Source organism: Paenibacillus sp. NPDC056579 (assembly GCF_042793215.1).
Classification (GTDB): domain Bacteria; phylum Bacillota; class Bacilli; order Paenibacillales; family NBRC-103111; genus Paenibacillus_S.
This window is the reverse complement of sequence record NZ_JBHTVD010000002.1, coordinates 87,532-108,209: the sequence shown is the minus strand read 5'-3', so window position 1 is coordinate 108,209 and position 20,678 is coordinate 87,532. Positions and strand designations below refer to the sequence as shown.

The following is a 20,678-nucleotide window of genomic DNA, read 5'->3' as shown; positions in this document are numbered from 1 at the left end:
ACCGCAGTCCGTCAAAAACGACAGCTGCGGTCCCTCCTGCGATTCCGTTATGTACGCCGGTTAGCCGATCAGCTTCGACAAGCCTTTGAATTCCAGCTCCTCGAATTTCGCGATCACCTTGGGCCGGTCCACTTCCCAGCTGGTTGCCGCCAGCTCGCACTCCACCGGAACGTCGCACCGAATCCGGGCCAAATCCCGCGACAGATGCAGCATCTCCAGCCCGGCTTCGATCTTCGCCCTGACGCCTTTCGGAAGAAGCGCCATATTCTCGATAATGCCCTCTACCGAGCCGAACTCCTGCAGCAGCTTCAGCGCCGTTTTCTCCCCGATTCCTTTTACTCCGGGATAATTGTCCGCCGTATCCCCCATCAAGCCTTTCAGATCAATGAACTGCTCCGGCGTCAGCTGCTTCTCCTCCATCAACAGCTCCGGAGTATATACGGCGTAATTGCCCTGCCCTTTTTTCATAATGACGACCTTGACGCGCTCCTGCAAAAGCTGCAGCATATCGTGATCCCCGGTCAATATGTATACGTCCCGCTCCTTGCCGTATGTACCTGCCAGCGTCCCGATGCAATCGTCCGCTTCGTAGCCGACTAATCCGACGTTAGGCACGCCGAAGCTCTCGACAACCTCCTTGACGAGGTCGAATTGAGGAATCAATTCCTCGGGGCAGTCGACCCGGTTCGCTTTATAGTCGGCGAATTTCTCGCTGCGGAACGTCTTGCTCCCCAAGTCCCAGCAGCAAATAACGTGCTCAGGCTTGAACGTCTGGACCGCATCCCAAAAATATTTGACGAACCCGAATACGGCGTTCGTAGGCAGTCCGGCGCTTGTTTTCATAATATAACCGCTATAAGAAGTCGCGTAAAAAGCGCGAAATAATAAGGCCATCCCGTCCACCAGCAGAACCGGTCCCGATTGTTCCGTATGTATAGTCACTAAGTATCTCTCCCAATCGTTAATCTCCCATCCAGTATAACACGGCTCCGCCGGTTATGGGGGAGTTTCACGCGAAAAACACCCCTTATTCGCTCCAGCCGCCTTGAAGAAACGTTGCGGACACCTAGCGTATAAGCGGTGCTCTCTGTTCAGGTTCATACAACTGCAAAGGCAGACGACTTAAGAAGTCGATGGAGACAAGATCCGGTGCTGCTGGCGGTATTGCATGGGGGTCATGCCGAATTTCTTTTTGAAAACATAGTGCAGGTAGTTGGAGCTGGAGAAGCCGTTGTGAAAGGCGATCTGGTCGATCGTTTCCGTACTTAGGCTGAGCTCGCTGCAGATGTGGGTCAAGCGCACCTGCTCGATATATTCGCTGAACGTGGATCCGGTATGATCGCGGAAAATTCGCTGCAGCTGTCGCGGGCTGATCTGCACCCGTTCGGCTACTACCTCCAAGGTCAATGGCTCCATATAGTTATCTTTAATAAATTGAACGGCAAGCTGATAACGGTAATGCTTCATGTCCCGCGAAGGCAAATCCGATTGCGGAACAGACGCATAGGAGCGTGCGGTACGGAGCAATATTTGAATGATCGACTGCTTCAATACCGTAAACAGCCCAGGCTGATTCTCATACCAAGCCCGGTACGCTGTCAAGAAGCAATCCATCGCGCGGTATTGATCGGCGGCCGGTCGTGCAGGCAAAGACTGAAGCTGTTGGATACATGCTTCGGCTTCGGCAATCTCCCATTTCATCCCCCAGTCCTCCGCGCTTGCAGCGCCGTTGGACGGAGAATATCCCGGCTCCAGCTTGACGATATCCAGATGCAGGCACAGCTCATCCATCGCCTCCTGCGGGTCCGCTTCCTGATAATGAAGCAGGTTCGGTCCAGTCAAGTAAAGCATGCCTTCCTGCAGCGGGTATGGAATGTCGCCCAGTACGACGGTGCCTTTTCCCCGGGGAATATAATGAAATTCGTAATCGGAATGCTTGTGGAAATTAATAATGCGGCCTGGAGGAAAGCTCGTATGATGAAACCGCAGCATACGGATCCCGTAATTCCCCCAACGGAATTCGAGGTCCAGCCGGTCCAGTGCGGAAGGCTGCTCCAGCATCAGCTCAAAAGCATAAGGTTTAGAAATAACTCTCGATGAGCACTCCAAATGCATCCACACTCCTTAAGCAAAAGCATAGATGGGGAAGACCGTCCAAGCCTGCCGCAGCAAGGCAAGAACAGCCTTTCCCCGAAGCTTCATTACAGCATTATTGCGCGAGATCGGCCAGCTTGATAGGCTCGCCCTTGCCTGCCGACAGGTTCGACGCTTCCATTAATCGGGTTAAATCCAGGGCCAGTTCAATATTTTCATCGGCATTCGTGCCGTTCTCGATATGGCTAACCCATTGATGGAACGCGGAAGGGCGGTTTTCCGGAAGCCCTTGCTGCACCTGCCATTCCTTGGACGCTTCATCCCCAAGCTTCGAGCTGCGAACTAGCAGCTTGTTGTCATGAGTGGAGTACAGCAAGCTTCCTTCCGTGCCGTGTACCTCGATCACAAACGGAGAGTGCCGGTTTACGAAGCCGGCTTCGACTACCGCCAAAGCACCGTTCGAGTACCTAAGTACCGTAACCGCGTTGTCCTCCACCTCCCGGCCGGTAACATAACCGTAGTTCGCCGAAACCGTGTCCGGTACCCCAAGGAACAGCCGGGCCAAATACATCGGATGGCAGCCCAAATCGATCATAGCTCCGCCTCCGCATAGCTCTTTGTCGAAAAAATGAGCCGGCAGCCAGCCTTGCTGACCGCGCTCGGAAGGCACGCCTCCGTTGTGGGACAAGCGGGTGCGGACCAGCGTCACTTCTCCAAGAACGCCTTCGCGCAAAATGTTTTGCACCGCCAGCGTATAGTCCGCATTCAATCGAGGCAGCGATACGGTCAGCTTGACCCCGGCTTCCTCGACGGCCGCCAAAATCTCATTGCATTCCTTCAATGTAGTCGCAACGACCTTCTCGGTGAAAATGTGCTTGCCGGCCTGAGCGGCCGCTACCATCACGTCCCGGTGCATATTCGTCGGAGTATCGACGATGACTCCGTCGATATCGTCCTGCGCCAGCAGCTCGTTCAAATCGTCGTAGAACCGCACACCGCGTTCTTCAGCCTGCTTACGGCCGCGTTCGGCAATTTCATCCCATACGGCCACAATCTCGGTGCCGGGATGCTCGGTGGCTTGGCGGGCATAGTCATTGGCATGAACGTGCCAAAAGCTCAACATCGCTACTCTGATCATGATATGTACCTCCGTCTATTCAAGTATAATGCATTTCGGTATCGAAGCTGCAATGGATTTTAATCGAAATAAACCGCTTCGCCGGTCTCGGCGGATTTGTAAATGGCTTCGAGAATTTCCGACACGACACAAGCTTGCTTCGGAGTCACGATCGGCTGCTTGTCGTTCAATACCGCATCGATCCAGAGGCGAATTTCCGTATCCTGCATGCTTTCCTTTTTCCCGTCATAAAAATCGACGCCGCCTGCATCCAGACTCACCTTATTCATAAACAGCCGGCTGTGCTTTTCACCGTTAATGCGCAGTCCGTCTTCCATATCCGCGCCGCCTTCGGTGCCGCACAGCGTGCTTTTCGCTTCCTTGACGTCCAGTGTATTCAACGCCCAGCTCGATTCCAAGACGATGGTCGCGCCGTTCTTCATCGTAATCATGCCGAAGGCGGAGTCCTCGACCGTGAATTTCTTAGGATCCCATGGGCCCCATGCGTTGGCAGCGTTTTCTTTTTGCGAAAGCTTGTGGAACGTTGTGCCCAAAACCGCTTTCGGTTCATAGTTGTTCATCAGCCACAGCGTCAAATCGAGCGCATGCGTCCCGATATCGATCAGCGGGCCTCCGCCTTGCTTCTCCCCGTCGAGGAATACGCCCCAGGTCGGTACCGCACGTCGACGGATAGCGTGAGCTTTGGCATAGTAAATATCCCCTAGCTCGCCTGAATCACATACTTGCTTCAAATACATGCTGTCCGAGCGGAACCGGTTGTTGTAGCCGATCGTCAGCTTTTTGCCGGTACGTTCCGCCGCATCGGCCATCCGGCGAGCATCTGCCGCCGTTTTGGCCATAGGCTTCTCGCACATGACATGCTTGCCCGCTTCCAGAGCAGCGATGGATATTTCAGCATGGGAATCGTTAGGGGTACATACATGGATTACGTCGATTGTACGGTCGCTCAATAGCTCCGTATAGTTGTCATACACCTTGGCTCCGGCGACACCGTACTTATCGGCTGCTTGTTGAGCCCGTTCCTCAATAATGTCACAAAAAGCGACAAGCTCCACTTGCTCCAGCTTCACAAGACTTGGCAGATGCTTGCCTTTGGCAATGCCTCCACAGCCGATAATGCCTACTTTTAGCTTTGCGGACATCAGATATCTCTCCTTTGAAATAACGACTTGGCTTTATCTTAGCATGTTTGAAAAATCGTTTAAATTTCAAATAAATGACAAGCAGAAGTGCAAAATTGCGACGTCCGGAAACATATTTTTAACGTGGAGAAAAAGCTCTATCGAGGTCGTTTCACAGCGGAGCGACCGCGTTTCAAGGTAGCTTTTATCGCCAAATAGAAATTTCACATCCGATGACCTCGGAACGTTAACGATTCTATTGTGGTAGCTTTAGCACCTCATGGCGTCCTTGATGTAAAATGTACGTTTGTGCGTAGGGAGGAATAGGGTATGGGATTGCGGCCGCTGTTGAAGTCGTGTTCCTTTGAATTGTAGGCTTGTCGCGGTAGGAACACGAGCTTCAAAGGCGGACGCTGCCGCTCCTCCACCCCACACCCATTCCCTCTCTTGTTCTACTCTGAGAGTTGCGCTACGCAATAAAACTGCGGAATCCCCTTCATTCATCATCTCAATCTCAGAAATGAGGAACCGTTTCGCGAATCCACGACACGAACTTTATCCAATTATCTGTGATCATCGAATAGAATCTGCTTTAGAAAGTTTGTTTCCATATTTCTAACCTGTCTTAAATATAACAAAAGGAGCCACTCATGTGACTCCTAAACATTTTACTTTACTAATCTTATAAGAAACCATGGCGTGCATTTACAAGATCCCTTTCGGACTAATCACTGTATCGGATGTCCGCAAAGCTTCACTTCGAAGGCCTCACCGTTTGCAAAAACTCCCCGATGCGCCGCACAGCCTCACGCAATCGATCCTCTTCCTGGACAAGAGCGATTCGTACGTAGCCTTCCCCCTCTTTGCCGAAAGCATCTCCCGGTATGACGACAACGCCTGCTTTATACAGGATTTCCCGGGAAATTTGTCGAGCTGTCCAGCCTTCGGGAATTCGCGCCCAAATGAACATCGTCGCCCTCGGCCTGGGAATGGTCCAGCCGGCTGCTGCAAGGCCGTCAATCACGATATTGCGTCTGCGCTCATACAAGCCCGCCACAGACTCCCGCTGCTCCATATCCTCCTCCAATGCAGCAATTCCCGCTTCCTGTACTGCCAAAAACACACCGTAATCAATATTGGACTTCAAAACGCGGAGCGCGCGAACGGCGTCCTTCTGCCCCACCATAAAGGCGATTCGGCAGCCGGCCATATTGAAGCTTTTCGACAAGGAATGAAACTCAACCGCTACTTCTTTGGCCCCTTCGACTTCCAAAATGCTCATGGGACGAAAGCCGTCGAACGCCATTTCCGAATAGGCCAAGTCATGGACGACCAACAGCTCGTGCCGCTTCGCAAAAGCAACCAATTCTTCAAAGAACGGCCGCGTTGCGACAGCCGACAGCGGGTTGCTCGGGTAATTCAGCAGGATGAATTTGGCCTTGCGCAATACTTCCCCGGGTATTTCCTGCAATTTCGGCAAATAGCCGTTCTCTTCTCTAAGCGGCAAAAAATACGCTTCGACGCCGGCAAGCACCAGACTGGCCGAATAGATCGGATAGCCGGGGTCCGGTACCATAGCGACGTCACCCGGATCGCACACAGCCATCGCCAGGTGGGCAAGTCCGTCCTGCGATCCCATCAAGGTGACAATCTCCGATTCGGCGTCCAGCTCGACCTCGAAACGGTGCTTGTACCAGCGGGCTACGGCCTCCCTAAAAGCAGGGCTGCCTTCGGAGGTCGGGTATCCGTATACTTCCGGCTTGCGGACCGCCTGCTCCATGGCGCGAATGACCTTATCGGACGGAGGACGATCAGGGCTTCCGATCCCGAGATCGATGACGTCCATTCCGCTCGCTCTGACCTCTTCCTTCCACTGCGCCATTTCAGAAAAAATAGCGGATCCCAACTGGGATAGCCGCTTGGATTGGTAGTTTTTCATCGGTTGTGTAACCTCTCTCATATAATGAACTTCTGCTTAACATTCCATGGCAATTCACCGGGCATTTAGATGTTGCCGACTTTATGAACGAGCGACATCATGTAGAACAGGAAGCCCGCAAGAGCAAAGTAGGCGATGCCGAATTTCCAGCGAGCCGCACTCGGTACTTCGTAATATTTGTCGTTTTCGAAAGGCTCATAATCGACCTGGCAGTGAATCATCAGATGCAGGCCGTCTTCTTTTTGAATCCTTTCCAGCCGAGTAACGTGCGTTCGTCTTATGATTCCCTGCTGCATCAGCGGAATCGTCCCTTGAAAGCTCAAGCTATCCCAGACAACGCGAACATACTGCTGTCCATCCAAATCGGAGTACGTCACGAACGGCAAATCCCGTTTGTGCTCTTCGCCGGGAATTAAATAGCCCTGTTCAATCAAAGGCTCGGCCGGAATGAGGAAGCTTGCGTTGATCAGACGCTGCTCCCCGTGCTTGCGCTGCTTGACGAATTTTTTATACAAATCGTAAGCGAACATAACCCAGATGATCAGCAGGATCGGGTTAAAATGATAAATGATAAGAACGAGGCCCCCGACCAGGCCTACGAGCCATAACCAGCGGGAAACCGCGGTGGCGATTCGACCTCCGTCCAACGGATGGATCGGCAGAAGGTTGAACAGATTGATGAGAAACCCCGATAGCGCCAGGGAATAGAACAGCTTGCCGACGGAGGTATGATCGAAATAGATGCCGAGACCAAAGACGATAAGTGCGCCTACCGTTCCAAGCACCGGTCCGCCGATCGCTACATAAGCTTCCGTGACCGCATCTCTCGGATGACGCTTCATATTGATCATCGCCCCTACGAACGGGATGAATACCGGCGCGCTGACCGGCAGCCCTCTTTGCTTGGCGGCGATAACGTGCCCTAGCTCGTGGATCAGAATCAGCAGCACAAACCCGACGGAGAAGCCCCATGGGAACAATAACGCATACGCTCCGATAGACAGCAGCATGGACAAGAGGACACCGCCGAATTTCCCCATCTTCAGTAGCGACAGAACCCATTTGCCCTGAGCGAGAATAAAGGCTGCGGCCGCGCCGATCATCCATAAAGGATTTTTCTTTTGATTTTTAGGCTGCAACAGTGATTCGCTCCTTCCTACAGTCCATTAGCGGCCCCAGGCCTCTTCGTACTGCTCTTCTTTGTATCCGACCGTCACCTTGGTGCCGTCCGTAACGACTGGCCGTTTGATAAGCCTTCCATTGGAGGCTAACAGCTCGACTTTTTGCTCGTCGGTCATTTGCGGCAGCTTATCCTTCAGCTGCATTTCCTTGTATACTTCACCCGACGTGTTGAACCATTTTTTGATGTCGAGGCCGCTGTCGGCTATCATCTTTTTCAGCTCCTGTACGCTGGGAGGCGTATCAAATATGTGTATGGGCTCGATTTCCAGCCCTTTGGCTTTGAGCGATTTCATAGCGTCTCGGCACGTGCCGCATTTGGGATATTGGTATACGGTAACGGTTTTGCTCATGGTGGTCATTACTCCTTCTGGAACACAATGGTTTTCATTAAATTTTCGGCTAAAGCCGGTCTATTGTCAAGTTGACCCCAATATGGAAGCGCGTGTCTCAATATATACGAAAAAAAGACTTTGCGGTTTCCGCAAAGTCTCAGGCTATCGAGAAACCCTGGAGGAGTTTACGTCCGCCTTTGAAACCTGTGAAATTACATCTAAATATAATCAGTTTCACAGGCTTCAACAGCGAGGGGCATACCCCACCGGATTATACAACTTCTCGACAAGCTCACTTTGCAGCTTCCGCAAAGTCTCCTCATCCAAGATCATGCAGCAGGCGGATACACTGCTCCAGATCTTCCGGCAAAGGCGCTTGAAACTCGATCCACTGCTTGGTAGCAGGGTGGACGAAGCCCAGGGAGCAGGCATGTAACGCATGGCGCTCCAGCCCGAAGGCATCCTCCTGAGCCGCCGTGCCTAACTCTCCGTCGGGAGCTTTATTTCCGCTGCAGGCTTGATCATCATCGGACGGGCTTTCCATGCTGCGGCCCAACCCGCCCGCTTCCAGCTTATACAGCTTGTCGCCAAGCAGCGGATGGCCCAAATGCTTCATATGTACGCGGATTTGATGCGTCCTTCCGGTTTCAAGCCACAGCCGCACAAGCGTCGCTTCGCGGAATCGGCGCTCGACGCGGTAATGCGTTACCGCCGAATACCCGCTCTCCGTTACGATGCGGAGATGCGGCTGCTCCGGGTCTCGATCGATGGGCTCGTTCACCGTACCTTCGTCACTGGCGACAGCTCCGTGAACCAGCGCGAGATACTCCTTTTTCACTTCATGGGCCTGCATCTGTTCGGAAACCTGCTGATGGATGAACGGATTTTTGGCTACGGCAAGTGTGCCCGACGTCTCCTGATCGAGCCGGTGGATCGGCCGGAACCGGTAATTCCAGCCTTGCTGCTGCCAATAGTACACAACGGCGTTGGCCAGCGTATTCACGTAATGGCCGTGCGTCGGATGAACGATCATCCCAGCAGGCTTGTTCAGGACCAGCAGATGGTCGTCCTCGTACAGGATGGTCAAGGGCAGGTCCTGCGGCAAAATATCGTCGGACTGCTCCTGTTCCATCCGAACCTCCACGACATCTCCCGCTTGGACACGCACGCTGATATACTTGCGCTCCCCGTTGACCGTGATGCCCTGCTCCGTCAGCTTCAGCCGGGAAAGCAGCTTGCGCGACAGCCCCATCCGGCTCTGCAAAATCGTCTTGAGAAAAATTCCTTCTTCTTCAGGCGAGACATGATAGACAAGCGGTTCATAGTAAGGCTTCATTTACGGCGAAACACCTCGGCGCTGCGTGCATACTCCACATCCTGAACACCGCTTCTCACATTGGCCAGCCGGGCGACCGTAAAGAAGAAATCCGACAGCCGGTTCAAATAACGGCGAACCTGCTCGTTGATCGGCTGGGTTCTGGCAAGCGTCACCACCCGGCGCTCGGCACGGCGGCAGATCGTCCTGCAAACGTGCAAAGCGGATGAAGCCTGAACCCCTCCGGGCAAAATGAACTTTTTAATGTCCGGCGTCTCCGCGTCATATTTATCAATCCATGTCTCCAGCCTGTCGACCATCTCGGCCGTCACCTTGTAAGGCCGCAGCTCCTGCTTAAGCAGCGCCAGGTCGGACCCGCAGTCAAACAGTTCGTGCTGCACTTCCAGCAAGTCAGCCAACAAATCGGCGAATATCGCCGGATCAAGGAATCCCATCGCTTGACCGACAAAACAATTCAGCTCGTCGACCGTGCCATAAGCCTCCACTCGCACGTCATCCTTGTCGACTCGGCCTCCGATGACCCCGGTTTGTCCGGCATCGCCGGTTCGCGTATAAATTCTCACACGTTCTCCTCCTTCAAGTTTCGTACTCCCATCATCTCATAGAGACGCTCCATATCCAAGTGGCTTCTTACGTGATCCGCCAGCCGGTCGAACGCCGCCTCTCGTCTTGCCTGAAACCGCAGCTCCGCAGGAGCAGGCTCCAGTCCCTTGCTAAGGCGGAGCTCGTTCAGCCACGCCCGGCGGAAATCGTCGTTATGCAAAATTCCGTGCACATACGTCCCCCAGCACTTGCCGTCTCCGGTTACGGCGCCATCCGCATGGACGCCCGTACCCCCATCGGGGTCCAGCAGCTGAAACGGGTGCTCTACAGGCTGCAGAAAGCGGGTTCGGCCCATGTGAATCTCGTAGCCATGGATCGGGTAACGCTCCTCCTGAGGGGAGATGCCTTCCTGGTTTCCGTACAGCTGCGTCCAGCCTTCGGCACGAACGGTACGCTTGTCTGAGGTAAACACGGTTTCGGTTGGAAAAAGGCCCAGTCCTGCCGTTTCCGGACGGTCCGATTCAACCAGCTCCGGATCGAGCAGCCGCTCGCCCATCATTTGATATCCTGCGCATATGCCGACCATCCGGCCGCCTTGCCCTACATGGTTCAGCAGCGCTTGCTCCAGCCCGGTCTGGCGCAAAAAGAGCAGGTCGTCGACCGTATTTTTACTGCCGGGAAGCAGAACGGCATCAGGCTGTCCCAGCTCATCCGGCGTCTGGACAAAGCGCAAGCTGACGTCGGATTCATACAGCAGCGGATCGATATCCGTAAAGTTGGACAGCCGGGGCAGACGGATCACTGCAATATCCAGAGTCGATGCGGACGCACTTTCCGTCTCCATTATGCCGGCTGCACTAGCTGATCTTCCCCTAGTCAGCACGCCTGTAGCCAGCTTGCGGTCGAGCGAAGCCGAGTCCTCATCCTCCAGCTCCAGATCAGGCAAGTAAGGAACGACGCCGAGCACCGGCTTGCCGGTACGATTCTCGAGCCAATCCAGCCCAGGCTGCAGCAGCGTCACATCGCCGCGGAATTTGTTGATGATAAAGCCTTTTACACGGTCCCGTTCTTCCTCGCTCAAAATGTCCAGCGTACCGACAAGGGAAGCAAATACACCGCCGCGATCAATGTCGGCGACCAGCACAACCGGCGCATCGGCCCAACCTGCCAGCCGCATGTTGACGATATCGCGGCTTTTCAGGTTGACCTCCGCAGGGCTCCCCGCTCCTTCAAGCACAACAACATCATGCGATTGTCTTAGTCTTCGCAGCGAATCCTTGACGATGATCTCCGCTTCGTCCAAATATTTCTCGCGATACGTCCTTGCGTCCAAATCGCGGTAAGGCTTCCCATGTACGACCACCTGGGAAACCATATCTTTTTTCGGCTTCAGCAGAATAGGGTTCATATCGGTAGTCGCGGGAATACGGCAGGCGTCGGCCTGCATCCCTTGAGCGCGCCCAATCTCCTTGCCGTCGGGAGTCACGTACGAATTGAGCGACATGTTCTGCGATTTGAAGGGAGCTACGCTCAAGCCGTCCTGCAGCAAAATACGGCATAGCGCCGTAGTAATAAGGCTTTTGCCCGCATCCGAGGACGTTCCCTGCACCATAAGCGTTGCAGCTAGTGACGATTCAGCACCGACGACAGCCGGGGAAAGGCCCGCGCTCCGCTCCGTCCCGCTAACAGAATCGATAGAGCCCGTTCCACTCTGTATTGCCAAAGCCCCGCCTGCCCCTGCGGCTTCCTCACGATAGGCTTGAACGATCGGCGGCGCCGTTGGAAGCGAAACAACCGAAGCTTCCACATGCAACGGCTTTCCGTCACCACGCCCGAGCAGCTCCAGAATCGATGCCTGAAGCTCGCGAACCAGCCGCTCGTTGTCCTCCCGCAAACGAATGGCAACCCGGACATAAGTCTCGTCCAGCCCCGGAAACAGCGATGCGTCGCGGATAAGTACGCCTCTCTTTCCCATTTCCGTCTGCAGCTCTTTGACTTGAAGTCTCAGACCACGAAGCGAAAACAACAAATAGTTCGTTTGGCTGGGCGTTACGATCAAGCCGAGCGACTGCAGTCTTGCCACGAGCCATGGGCGCTCCTCCAAAAGCCAAGCATGCGTGCGCCGTTCGAACTCGTCGTCATCCAACACGGCGGCTCCAACCAATTGAGCCAGCGTATTGACGCTCCAATGTACTTGCTGGGCGCGCATCTCCGCGATGCGATCAGGATGGGCAACGATGAAGCCAAGCCGCAGTCCCGGGATCGAGTAAAACTTCGTCATCGAACGAATGACCATCAAATGCCGGGACCGAGCGGCTTGGCGGATTAACGAAATATTCTGTTCATTAGGACAGAAATCAATAAATGCTTCGTCCAAAATGACCGGCTTGTCCGTTCTTGCAAGCAGCTCTCTTACATCCTGCGGCAGCAGACGACCGGTCGGATTGTTCGGAGAGCCGAGAAACAAAAGATCCGAATCGGCAAGCGCCTCCTGTACTTCCTGCTGCTGCAGCGTGAATTCGTCCGCTTCATCCAAGCGGATTTCACGGATGGTTCCGCCCGTTTTGTTGACGGCATCCTCGTACTCCGAGAAGGACGGCCGCGCCAATCCCGTCACCTTCGGGCGAATGACGCGTACCGCAAGATCGATCAGCTCCGCCGCTCCGTTGCCTGCCAGAATTGACTCCGTCGGAATATTATACTTCTCCGCCAGCTTACCGATAAGCTCGCGAACCGCAGGATCCGGATAAGCGATCACGTCGCGCCAGCGGTCCCGCAAAATCGTCTGGACAGCCGCAGGCGGCCCCAGCGGGTTCATATTCGAGCTGAAATCTAGAAATTCGTCCTTGCTTTTCCCGAACATTTCCGCCGCCGTCCACAGATCGCCTCCATGACCGTGCCGTTCCAGCATGGTGAATCCCCCTTTCTCGTATAGGTTATTATATATATCCCTTCATCCTTTACTTCGGGCTCGGACAATGCTGCCGAACGAAGCTCACACATAGCGGATAACGCCGTACAGCACCAGCAGCAGCACCGTCTCCAGCACTTCGTTCAACGCCCCGTAAGTATCGCCGGTAAGACCTCCCAGCTTGCTGCTGAGAAACCGGCTGATCATAGCCCCTCCTAGCCCACTGGTCAATACAGCCGAGCCGACGATAATCAGTCCATGTACGGAAAAAGGACCCTTCCCCAGGCAAACCACCAGCAGCCAAGACAGCAGCAGCGCAACCGCCGTATGGATCGCCAAATGCTTCGCTCCAAGCCCGCGAAAAAACGATCCGAGCCCTCCCCCGCCTTCCTGCCCTTGTCTGGCATAAGGCCAGCAAGCTATCGCAACGACCATATACCAACGGCTCCACAATGTGGCTAGCGGCAGGGCAAACAAGGTGCTTTCCCAGCTCAGAGGCAGCCATTGCTGGAGCAGCGTCCATTTGCACAGCAGCAGCAGGACGCAGGCGATGACTCCCATGGCTCCCACCCGGCTGTCCTTCATAATCTCCAGCATTTTCTCCCGCGACCGGTAGCTGAAAATGCCGTCCGCCGTGTCCATCAATCCGTCCAGATGCAAGCCTCCGGTCATAGCGATCCAGCATACGAGCATAATCGCCGCCGTAACGCCCGGAGACAGCCAGCCTTGAAACAGCAATCCGGCGCAGCCGAGCAGCACACCCAGAACCGTTCCGACAAGCGGATAAAATACGACGCTTCGGCGAAACAGCGCATCGTCGTAATGCAGTGTCACCGGAACGGGAAGCCGGGTCAAAAATTGAAAGGCTGCGGCACAGCCCGCCAACCCTTTTACCATAAAGTCCAGCCAAGTGCGCACAACAGCCCTCCCGCAATCAAAATGCTTACGCCGTACAGCAGACGTACGGTCTGGACAATATCGTCCATCCGCCGTTCCCGGAGCGGCCAGCCCATCCGGGCCCGTTCGCTGGTCCGGCCGTGGTATACGTTGGTGCCGCCCAGCTCAATGCCGAGCGCTCCCGCAACCGCCGATTCCGGGATGCCGCTGTTCGGGCTCGGATGCAGACGGGCAAAGCGGAACACCGCCTTGGTTGCCCTAACCGCCGAGCAGCCTTTCCGGCAGGCGGCGACCGCCACAAGCAGCAATCCGGTCAAGCGTGCCGGAATCCAGTTCATTACATCGTCCCAGCGAGCTGACGCCCAGCCGAAATATAGGTATTTGTCATTTTTATAGCCAACCATGGAATCGAGCGTATTCGCCGCACGATACAGCATAGCAAGCGGAGCCGCTCCTACTAAAGCATAGAGCAGCGGAGATACGACTGCATCCACCGTATTTTCGGCTACCGTCTCCACCGTAGCCCTTGTCAGTTCAGCTTCGCCCAGCTGCGATGTATCCCGTCCTACAATGTAGCCTGTGTAGGTACGGGCCTCCTCCATCCGTCCCTCCGACAAAGGAATGAACACTTTCATCGCAGCGTCCTTCAACCCTTTGATGGCAATGGTCGTCGAGATGAACCATGTGTTAACCGCATAACCGAGCCACGGGTGAAACGCTCTGGCCGCCCATAGCAGAAGCCCTATCACTGCAAATGCTACCGCCAGAGTGGAAACGGTCAGCATCACCCCGCGCAGACGCTGCGATGCGGGAGAACCGTCGCGGGAGCTCCCTGACGGGTGCAACTTCGATTCCACCCAGCGAATCCACTGTCCGATCCGGATAACCGGATGCGTCGGCCAGCGCGGATCGCCGACCCACCAATCAATAACAATGGCAGCGACAAGCATCCATGCCGTCTCCTGCCAGGAATAAAACAACACCTTCGTCCACCGCCCGCTCTATTGCCGAAAGCCGCTACAAGCTAAAAGCCCGGCTCTTGAGTTCTATCGGAATGCCGGCTGTCACAAGGAATACTTGCTCCGCCTCGCGAGCCAGCCGCTGGTTCATGATGCCCGACAAATCGCGAAATTGCCGGCCCAGCTTGTACTCGGGCACAAGACCGTACCCGACTTCATTGGTAACCAATACGAGATTACGGCCACTATCGGCGAAACGCCGGCAGGCGGCAACCAGCTGATCCAGCTCTCCCTTCACACGCTGTTCCGCATCCGGCTCCTGCTCATAACGGAGCAGCCAGTTGGACAGCCATAAGGTGAGACAATCGATCAGAACTACCGGAGCCTTCGGGCTGCCGGCAGCTTTTTCTGCCCCTGTTTCCGTATTCAACGCCCATTGCATCAGAGCCCCCGCAAGCTCATACGGCTGCTCCACGGTGGTCCACCGGTAGCCGGCTTCATCCCGCTGCTGTCTGTGCAATGCGATCCGATCCTTCATTTCCTCATCATACGCCTGGGCCGTGGCGATGTAAACGCCCTCCCCGGCTAAACTCGAAGCGTATGCCTCGGCAAAAGAGCTCTTGCCGCTGCGCGCTCCTCCCGTTACCAAAACGAGCATAAGTCCTCCTCCTTCTCACTTATTGATCGGATGAGGATATCCCCGCCGAAGCGAACGAAGCCATCTCCTTCATCACCTTCACCGATGCTTCAATGAGCGGGAAAGCCAGTACGGCTCCGGTCCCTTCTCCGAGCCGCATATCCATATGCAGCATCGGCGACAAGCCTACAGCTTCCAGCAGGCGCGCATGCCCCGTTTCCTGCGACAAATGCGAGGCGATCATATACGATACGCTCTGCGGAGCGATTCGGCTGGCAATCAGAGCCGCAGCCGACGATATGAAGCCGTCGATGACGATAGGGCGGCGATGCAGCGCAGCCCCCAGAATGACGCCGGTGAGACCGGCAATCTCCACCCCCCCCAGTTTGGCTAACACATCGATCGGATCGTCCGCATCGGGCTGATTCAGCTTAATCGCGCGCTCAATGACCGCTTGCTTATGAAGCAGCTTCTCATCGTTGATGCCCGTCCCCCGGCCGACCGCAGTCCCGATGTCCGTGCCTGTAAGCACGGCTAACAGAGCGGAGCTCGCCGTAGTATTGCCTATCCCCATCTCGCCTGTAGCGAACAGTGAATAGCCGTCGTCGACGAGCTCTTTGACGAGATCGATGCCGACTTGAATCGCCTGCAGAGCCTCTTCCTCCGTCATCGCCGCTTCCTTCGCCATGTTACGCGTCCCCTTGCGCACTTTGCGCGAATAGAGCTGCGGATGATCCAGCTCGGCATTAACGCCGATGTCGACACATACGACATCCGCTCCGGCATGCCGCGACAATACATTGACGGCCGCTCCGCCGTTCAGGAAGTTAAGCACCATCTGCGGCGTTACTTCCGCCGGAAATGCGCTCACACCTTCCTCGCACACTCCATGGTCGCCTGCCATGACGATAACCGCCTTTTTCCCTAAGGACGGTACGGTCTCTCCTGTAATGCCCGCCAGCTGCCGGGCTACCTCCTCCAGCCTGCCGAGGCTCCCCGGCGGCTTGGTCAATTGATCGAGGTGACGGCCCGCCGCCTCGATGGCTGATGAATGCAGCGGCCCTATTTCGGCCGCAAGCTGATACAATGACGCTTTAGACATCCGTATGACTCCTCTCCCTAGCTTTATTAGACACAGCGCCCTCTGCGGCGCTCTGCAGCAATATTTGCGGTACACCCGATACCGGATGCTTAAGCACGATCGGCTGAGTCCGATACACCTGCTCCAGCAGCTCGCTGCGGATCACTTCCTCCGGTCTCCCGATGCCGACGATCAGCCCTTCCTGCAGCATCATCAGCCGGTCGCAATATTGCGACGCCAAATTCAGCTCATGAAGGACGGCTACCACCGTCAACCCGGATTCCTGCTGCCACGACCGGATCCATTCCATCATCTGCACCTGGTATCCGATATCCAGGTAAGTGGTAGGCTCATCCAGCAGCAAAAGCCGCGGCTGCTGCGCCATGACCTTGCCAAGCGCCACACGCTGCCGCTCACCGCCGCTCAGCCGGTCGATGCTGCGGTGCTGAAGCTCCTGCAGCTGCAGCCGCTCGACGATGCCGTCGATCAGCTGCTCCGCATCGTAAGCTCCCTTCTCGTCGCCAAGCCAATTTTGGAACGGGTACCGTCCCATCCCGATAATCTCCCGCACCGTGAAGCCAAGGGGCGGCAGCGCATCCTGCTGCAGCACGGCGGCCCATTGCGCGAGCTGCTTGCGCGGATACAGATGCGCCTGCTTGCCCTCCAGCAGCACTTGGCCGGATGCCGGCTTCTCGATGCCGGCAATGAGCTTGAGCAGCGTCGATTTGCCGCTGCCGTTAGGCCCAATGATGCCGAAGCATTCCCCCTGCTGTACGGAGAACCGGATTTGCTTCAATACGGTCTGCCCGTTATAGGCAAGACCGGCATCGTCTGCCTCGATGATCTCGTTCGGCATCCCTTACGCCCCCCTTCACTTATCAGTCGCAGCGCAGAGCTGCGAGCTCCGTCAGCGATATCCGATCGACTAGCCTCCGGATATCCGCTTGTTTCTTTTCAGCAAATAAGCAAAAAACGGCGCCCCCATAAAAGCCGTCACTACCCCTAAAGGAATTTCCGTCGGACTAAGCAGCGTTCGGGCCAGCGTATCCGCCCACAATACGTAGAAAGCGCCGCCAATGATCGATAAAGGAAGCAGCAGCCGGTAATCCGGCCCGACCAGCAGTCGCAGCAAATGCGGGACGATCAGTCCTACGAAGCCTACGACGCCCGATACGGACACGGCTGCCGCAGTAACCAGCGTTGCGCATGTGAGCACAACCACCTTCGTCCTCTCGACACGGATGCCCAGGTAGGCCGCCTGCTGCTCCCCAAGCGCAAGCAAATTCATAGCTCGGCCATATCCGAGCAAAATCAGCGCGCCTGCTGCCAAATAAGGCAGCAGTACGAGCGAGAACGACCACCCCCGAAGCGCGAGGCTGCCCATTAACCAGAACACGATTTCATTAATGACCTGCTTCGACATGGTCACCATCAGCGACACGAAGGCGCCGAGAAATGCCTGCATGACGACGCCGGACAAAATTAACGCCTCCATGCGCAGCTTTCCGTCGGTCCTGGCCAGCAAGAGTACAGTCACCAGCGACAGGACGCCTGTGAAAAACGCCACTACCGGTACCGTCCAGATGCCCAGCAGCGCAAACTGCAAACCGAACAAAATGAGAAAGGACGCGCCGACCGAAGCGCCCGAGGAAACGCCGAGCGTATACGGGTCGGCCAGCGGATTGCGCAGCACTCCTTGGAAGGCGGCTCCCGCAATGCCGAGCGAGGCTCCGACGAGCAGCCCTAACAGCACGCGCGGGAATCGGACGCGCCAGATGATCTGCTCGGAGGCCGGCTGCCAGTCCGGCTGCACGGATGTGCCGATCCACGGCACGTGATGCAGCAATATTTTCCACACGTGCACAATGGGCACATGAACCGTACCGATCGACAAGCTGATCGTCACGGAAAGAAGAAGGAGCAGAATCCCCGCTCCTCCCCAAACGGTTAGCCTCCGTTTCATCCTATTTCACCAATTCCGGATAGATGCCCTTGGCAACCTCCAGCAGACCTGCCGTAATGCGCGGCCCCGGACGGCTGATCGTGTCCTTGTCCACCCCGGACAGCTTGTTGTTTTTGACGGCGTCGATCGAAGCCCAGCTGCTGCGCTCCTTAATAATTTGATCCATCGATTTTTTCGATTGCTCGTCGATCAGGTTTTTCGGGTACAAAATGACCTGCGGGTTGTCCGCAATCACTTTTTCCTCGTTAAGCTTGGCATAACCCGTAACGTTGGAAGATACGTTAATGCCGCCGGACAGAGTGATCAGCTCATCCATGAACTCGCCTTTTCCTACCGTCCAGCCCGGAGAGAACTCGATAAACACCTTTTTCTTCTGCTCCGGCTTCAAATCCTTCACGGCATCCGTCACCTTCTGACGATCCGCTTTCATCGAAGCGACGAGCTTCTCCGCCTGCTCCTGCTTATCGAAGATTTGGCCGAACATAATAATATTGTTCATTACGTCGTCGATCGTCTTCGGCTCCACCTTGAACATGTTGACCTTCAAGCCTCTCAGCTGCTCCACGACAGGAACCTTCATCGATACGCCCGTCAGTACGACATCGGCATTAGCACCGATCAGTGCCTCTTCATTCGGCTTCACGATGCTGCCCATCTTCGGCTTCGACTTCGCTTCCGCCGGATAATCGCAGAAATCGGATACCCCGACCACTTTATCTCCCAAGCCCAGAGCGAACAGCGTCTCCGTCTCGCTCGGGGATACCGATACGATACGGAACGGCGCTTTCTCGAAGGTAAACTCTTTGCCTGTCGCATCTTTCACCTTGATCGGATATACCGTCGCTTTGGCTTGAGCGGCCGGCTGACCGGTTTGATTCCCGCCCGCCTTGGGAGGATCAACCAAATTGCCGGTTGCCGGAGGCTGTGTTTGCTGCGGTTGCTTCGGCGCACAGCCGGCGGCGCTGAATACCAGCGCAAGGCCCAGTACGGCGGCCAGCCATTTTTTCGTGCTTTTACGTGAATGATTGCTTGTCATATCCATATAACTCCCTTTTCTCTTCCGAGATGACCCCGGAATCTTATCAATTGTATTGCTATTAACTAAAAACCGGAAACCGGCTTGGAAAGCAGCAAAAAAATCCCTCTGATTCATTTGTGGAAAAGGAATCAGAGGGCTTACGGCTTATCAAACGGCAATCAGGCTCTCAACCGAGAACCGTTTGTGCGTGACGCTCCTTTTTTCCTCGAAAAGGTCGGTCGGTATTCGAACGAGGCAGGTTTCCTGACTTATGGATCTTGCGACGCCTCGCCTTCCCATTCCCGTGACAGGGTACAGTGGCTTCATGAGGGTCACTCCAAATACAGTGGCGGGACCGTGCCGGATTGTCACCGGCTTCCCTTTTAACCCGCAAGCAAGCTTCCTGCTCGCAGGCACCTCTTCGAATCTATGAAATTATGAATCCGATACCTGGTAGCACCTTGAACTATCACTGTTGTATGTCGCTTGCCTATTTTTGAGCGATGATCTTCATCACTTGCATCACTTTATCCTGATTTTTGGCATTGGCCGGGACGAAAGCTACCAAATCCTTGCCGTTCAGCTTCAGCTCCGTGAACCATTTGGACTGCTCCAAAGGAATCCCGTACAGATGCTTTTCTTTTTTCGCAGCCCCGTCTTTGGTGTCTACCGGCAATTCCAGCACACCGTCAGGGAAATCCTCCTGCTTCGCCACATTATCCAGACTGACATAGCCGCCCTGCTGGCCGATTTGCTTGAATTGCTCCGTAGGTACGACAATGATGCCGTTCTCCCCCGCAGCGATTTCCACTATTAATTTCTCCATAGAAAAAATCGGTGTCGTCACGATGCTAACGGTCGGCGCCGTTCCGACTTTCGTCTGCAATGCCGCCTGCAGCTTGTCTCCCACCTCGGCAGGAATGCCATTGGACCCCATCATAAACATCGGTACGTCGGCCTTCGGCCCTCCGCCGCAGCCGGCAAGCACTGCCAGCAGCATCAGCATAAGCATGATTTTGCCTCTCATGATCCCTCTCCTTATGCAATCTTTACGCGAGAATTCCTCTCTATTTCTAGCCCTCATCATATCATAAAAGTCGAGGTTGTATCAAAAAAGATAAGAAGGGAATATGTGTTGCACAAATCGCTTTCGCCTTACCGTTTCGTCAGCAACGAAAAAGGAACCTCACCGGTTCCTCTTGTATTGATTCATATATTCATTGATTTTTTTATCCAGCATCATGCTGATCTCTACGACGTTCGGAGAAGTCAGACTTTTCTCGCGCTGAACAAGCTGCTCCAGCTCCAAACGCAGATTATAAATTTCTTCTTCTAAAGATAAGGCAGATGAAGACTGTTTCTTTTTTCCAAAAATCCACTTGGCTCGATCATCTTTCTCTCGAATCCAGCTAATATCCATATACTGCCTAAGCCGATATTCAGGAAAAGCCATTTTCATCCCCCCTTCAAAAGCATATCTTTAGACTCAGAAGTCTCATACGAGAATAATGGCATGAAACTTCTATA

Annotated in this window: 19 protein-coding genes and 1 riboswitch; all 19 genes read right to left on the bottom strand. The window is 54.8% G+C overall.

The features are described from left to right. Nucleotides 1-60: 60 nt before the first annotated feature. The 19 genes from ACFQ88_RS08040 to ACFQ88_RS07950 all read right to left on the bottom strand — a co-directional run bounded on the left by ACFQ88_RS08040 (nt 61) and on the right by ACFQ88_RS07950 (nt 20,604). A complete protein-coding gene (locus ACFQ88_RS08040) occupies nt 61-942 on the bottom strand; it encodes a 5'-3' exonuclease (protein ID WP_379453762.1) in 882 nt (293 codons plus the stop codon). A gap of 180 nt (nt 943-1,122) precedes the next feature. Beyond that, nucleotides 1,123-2,061 (bottom strand): AraC family transcriptional regulator, encoded by a 939-nt coding sequence (locus ACFQ88_RS08035; RefSeq protein WP_379454353.1) that lies wholly within the window; start codon nt 2,059-2,061, stop codon nt 1,123-1,125. 148 nt (nt 2,062-2,209) lie between these two features. Further along, nucleotides 2,210-3,232, bottom strand: coding sequence for a Gfo/Idh/MocA family protein (locus ACFQ88_RS08030; protein WP_379453761.1), 1,023 nt, complete (start codon nt 3,230-3,232; stop codon nt 2,210-2,212). Nucleotides 3,233-3,291: 59 nt separating this feature from the next. Next, entirely contained in the window at nt 3,292-4,374 is a 1,083-nt protein-coding gene (locus tag ACFQ88_RS08025) for a Gfo/Idh/MocA family protein (RefSeq protein ID WP_239632561.1), read from the bottom strand. 733 nt (nt 4,375-5,107) lie between these two features. Then, the gene (locus ACFQ88_RS08020; protein ID WP_379454352.1) at nt 5,108-6,292 is read right to left on the bottom strand and encodes an aminotransferase class I/II-fold pyridoxal phosphate-dependent enzyme; all 1,185 of its coding nucleotides are present in this window, start codon (nt 6,290-6,292) and stop codon (nt 5,108-5,110) included. 65 nt (nt 6,293-6,357) lie between these two features. After that, nucleotides 6,358-7,395 carry a site-2 protease family protein gene (locus tag ACFQ88_RS08015; RefSeq protein WP_379454351.1) on the bottom strand — a complete coding sequence of 346 codons (1,038 nt, stop codon included), beginning with the start codon at nt 7,393-7,395 and terminating at the stop codon, nt 6,358-6,360. Nucleotides 7,396-7,458: 63 nt separating this feature from the next. Continuing rightward, on the bottom strand, nt 7,459-7,824 hold the full coding sequence (locus tag ACFQ88_RS08010; protein WP_379453760.1) for an arsenate reductase family protein: 366 nt from the start codon (nt 7,822-7,824) through the stop codon (nt 7,459-7,461). Between the two features lie 301 nt (nt 7,825-8,125). Beyond that, entirely contained in the window at nt 8,126-9,142 is a 1,017-nt protein-coding gene (locus ACFQ88_RS08005) for an RluA family pseudouridine synthase (protein WP_379453759.1), read from the bottom strand. Then, a complete protein-coding gene (locus tag ACFQ88_RS08000; RefSeq protein ID WP_239632555.1) occupies nt 9,139-9,705 on the bottom strand; it encodes a cob(I)yrinic acid a,c-diamide adenosyltransferase in 567 nt (188 codons plus the stop codon). Before ACFQ88_RS08000 ends, ACFQ88_RS08005 begins: the two co-directional genes overlap by 4 nt. Beyond that, entirely contained in the window at nt 9,702-12,596 is a 2,895-nt protein-coding gene (locus ACFQ88_RS07995; protein ID WP_379453758.1) for a cobyric acid synthase, read from the bottom strand. The genes ACFQ88_RS08000 and ACFQ88_RS07995 overlap by 4 nt, the downstream gene beginning before the upstream one ends. An 84-nt stretch (nt 12,597-12,680) precedes the next feature. Next, entirely contained in the window at nt 12,681-13,514 is an 834-nt protein-coding gene (gene cobS, locus ACFQ88_RS07990; RefSeq protein WP_379453757.1) for an adenosylcobinamide-GDP ribazoletransferase, read from the bottom strand. Further along, entirely contained in the window at nt 13,487-14,476 is a 990-nt protein-coding gene (gene cbiB, locus ACFQ88_RS07985) for an adenosylcobinamide-phosphate synthase CbiB (RefSeq protein WP_379453756.1), read from the bottom strand. Before cbiB ends, cobS begins: the two co-directional genes overlap by 28 nt. 34 nt (nt 14,477-14,510) lie before the next feature. Continuing rightward, nucleotides 14,511-15,110, bottom strand: a complete 600-nt coding sequence (cobU, locus tag ACFQ88_RS07980; RefSeq protein ID WP_379453755.1) for a bifunctional adenosylcobinamide kinase/adenosylcobinamide-phosphate guanylyltransferase — start codon at nt 15,108-15,110, stop codon at nt 14,511-14,513. 19 nt (nt 15,111-15,129) lie between these two features. Beyond that, complete coding sequence (gene cobT, locus ACFQ88_RS07975; protein ID WP_379453754.1) at nt 15,130-16,191, bottom strand: nicotinate-nucleotide--dimethylbenzimidazole phosphoribosyltransferase; 1,062 nt, start codon at nt 16,189-16,191, stop codon at nt 15,130-15,132. Further along, nucleotides 16,184-17,026 carry an ABC transporter ATP-binding protein gene (locus tag ACFQ88_RS07970; RefSeq protein ID WP_379453753.1) on the bottom strand — a complete coding sequence of 281 codons (843 nt, stop codon included), beginning with the start codon at nt 17,024-17,026 and terminating at the stop codon, nt 16,184-16,186. Before ACFQ88_RS07970 ends, cobT begins: the two co-directional genes overlap by 8 nt. Nucleotides 17,027-17,095: 69 nt before the next feature. Continuing rightward, nucleotides 17,096-18,133 (bottom strand): FecCD family ABC transporter permease, encoded by a 1,038-nt coding sequence (locus ACFQ88_RS07965; RefSeq protein WP_379453752.1) that lies wholly within the window; start codon nt 18,131-18,133, stop codon nt 17,096-17,098. A 1-nt stretch (nt 18,134) separates the two neighbouring features. Next, nucleotides 18,135-19,169 carry an ABC transporter substrate-binding protein gene (locus ACFQ88_RS07960; protein WP_379453751.1) on the bottom strand — a complete coding sequence of 345 codons (1,035 nt, stop codon included), beginning with the start codon at nt 19,167-19,169 and terminating at the stop codon, nt 18,135-18,137. 219 nt (nt 19,170-19,388) lie between these two features. Beyond that, nucleotides 19,389-19,587, bottom strand: a riboswitch (cobalamin riboswitch). A 54-nt stretch (nt 19,588-19,641) separates the two neighbouring features. Then, nucleotides 19,642-20,178: a hypothetical protein gene (locus ACFQ88_RS07955; RefSeq protein WP_239632539.1), complete on the bottom strand. Its 537-nt coding sequence runs from the start codon at nt 20,176-20,178 to the stop codon at nt 19,642-19,644. A 159-nt stretch (nt 20,179-20,337) separates the two neighbouring features. Continuing rightward, on the bottom strand, nt 20,338-20,604 hold the full coding sequence (locus ACFQ88_RS07950; protein WP_239632537.1) for an aspartyl-phosphate phosphatase Spo0E family protein: 267 nt from the start codon (nt 20,602-20,604) through the stop codon (nt 20,338-20,340). Nucleotides 20,605-20,678: the final 74 nt, after the last annotated feature.

What these genes read in the sequence shown, in the direction of transcription:
- ACFQ88_RS08020 (WP_379454352.1), bottom strand. Translation starts at nt 6,292, where the DNA reads ATGAAAAACTACCAATCCAAGCGGCTATCCCAGTTGGGATCCGCTATT.
- ACFQ88_RS07955 (WP_239632539.1), bottom strand. Translation starts at nt 20,178, where the DNA reads ATGAGAGGCAAAATCATGCTTATGCTGATGCTGCTGGCAGTGCTTGCC.
- ACFQ88_RS08010 (WP_379453760.1), bottom strand. Translation starts at nt 7,824, where the DNA reads ATGAGCAAAACCGTTACCGTATACCAATATCCCAAATGCGGCACGTGC.
- ACFQ88_RS08015 (WP_379454351.1), bottom strand. Translation starts at nt 7,395, where the DNA reads ATGATCGGCGCGGCCGCAGCCTTTATTCTCGCTCAGGGCAAATGGGTT.
- ACFQ88_RS07960 (WP_379453751.1), bottom strand. Translation starts at nt 19,169, where the DNA reads ATGACAAGCAATCATTCACGTAAAAGCACGAAAAAATGGCTGGCCGCC.
- cobT (WP_379453754.1), bottom strand. Translation starts at nt 16,191, where the DNA reads ATGTCTAAAGCGTCATTGTATCAGCTTGCGGCCGAAATAGGGCCGCTG.
- ACFQ88_RS07950 (WP_239632537.1), bottom strand. Translation starts at nt 20,604, where the DNA reads ATGGCTTTTCCTGAATATCGGCTTAGGCAGTATATGGATATTAGCTGG.
- ACFQ88_RS08030 (WP_379453761.1), bottom strand. Translation starts at nt 3,232, where the DNA reads ATGATCAGAGTAGCGATGTTGAGCTTTTGGCACGTTCATGCCAATGAC.
- ACFQ88_RS07965 (WP_379453752.1), bottom strand. Translation starts at nt 18,133, where the DNA reads ATGAAACGGAGGCTAACCGTTTGGGGAGGAGCGGGGATTCTGCTCCTT.
- ACFQ88_RS07995 (WP_379453758.1), bottom strand. Translation starts at nt 12,596, where the DNA reads ATGCTGGAACGGCACGGTCATGGAGGCGATCTGTGGACGGCGGCGGAA.
- ACFQ88_RS07970 (WP_379453753.1), bottom strand. Translation starts at nt 17,026, where the DNA reads ATGCCGAACGAGATCATCGAGGCAGACGATGCCGGTCTTGCCTATAAC.
- ACFQ88_RS08035 (WP_379454353.1), bottom strand. Translation starts at nt 2,061, where the DNA reads ATGCTGGAGCAGCCTTCCGCACTGGACCGGCTGGACCTCGAATTCCGT.
- cobU (WP_379453755.1), bottom strand. Translation starts at nt 15,110, where the DNA reads ATGCTCGTTTTGGTAACGGGAGGAGCGCGCAGCGGCAAGAGCTCTTTT.
- ACFQ88_RS08025 (WP_239632561.1), bottom strand. Translation starts at nt 4,374, where the DNA reads ATGTCCGCAAAGCTAAAAGTAGGCATTATCGGCTGTGGAGGCATTGCC.
- ACFQ88_RS08005 (WP_379453759.1), bottom strand. Translation starts at nt 9,142, where the DNA reads ATGAAGCCTTACTATGAACCGCTTGTCTATCATGTCTCGCCTGAAGAA.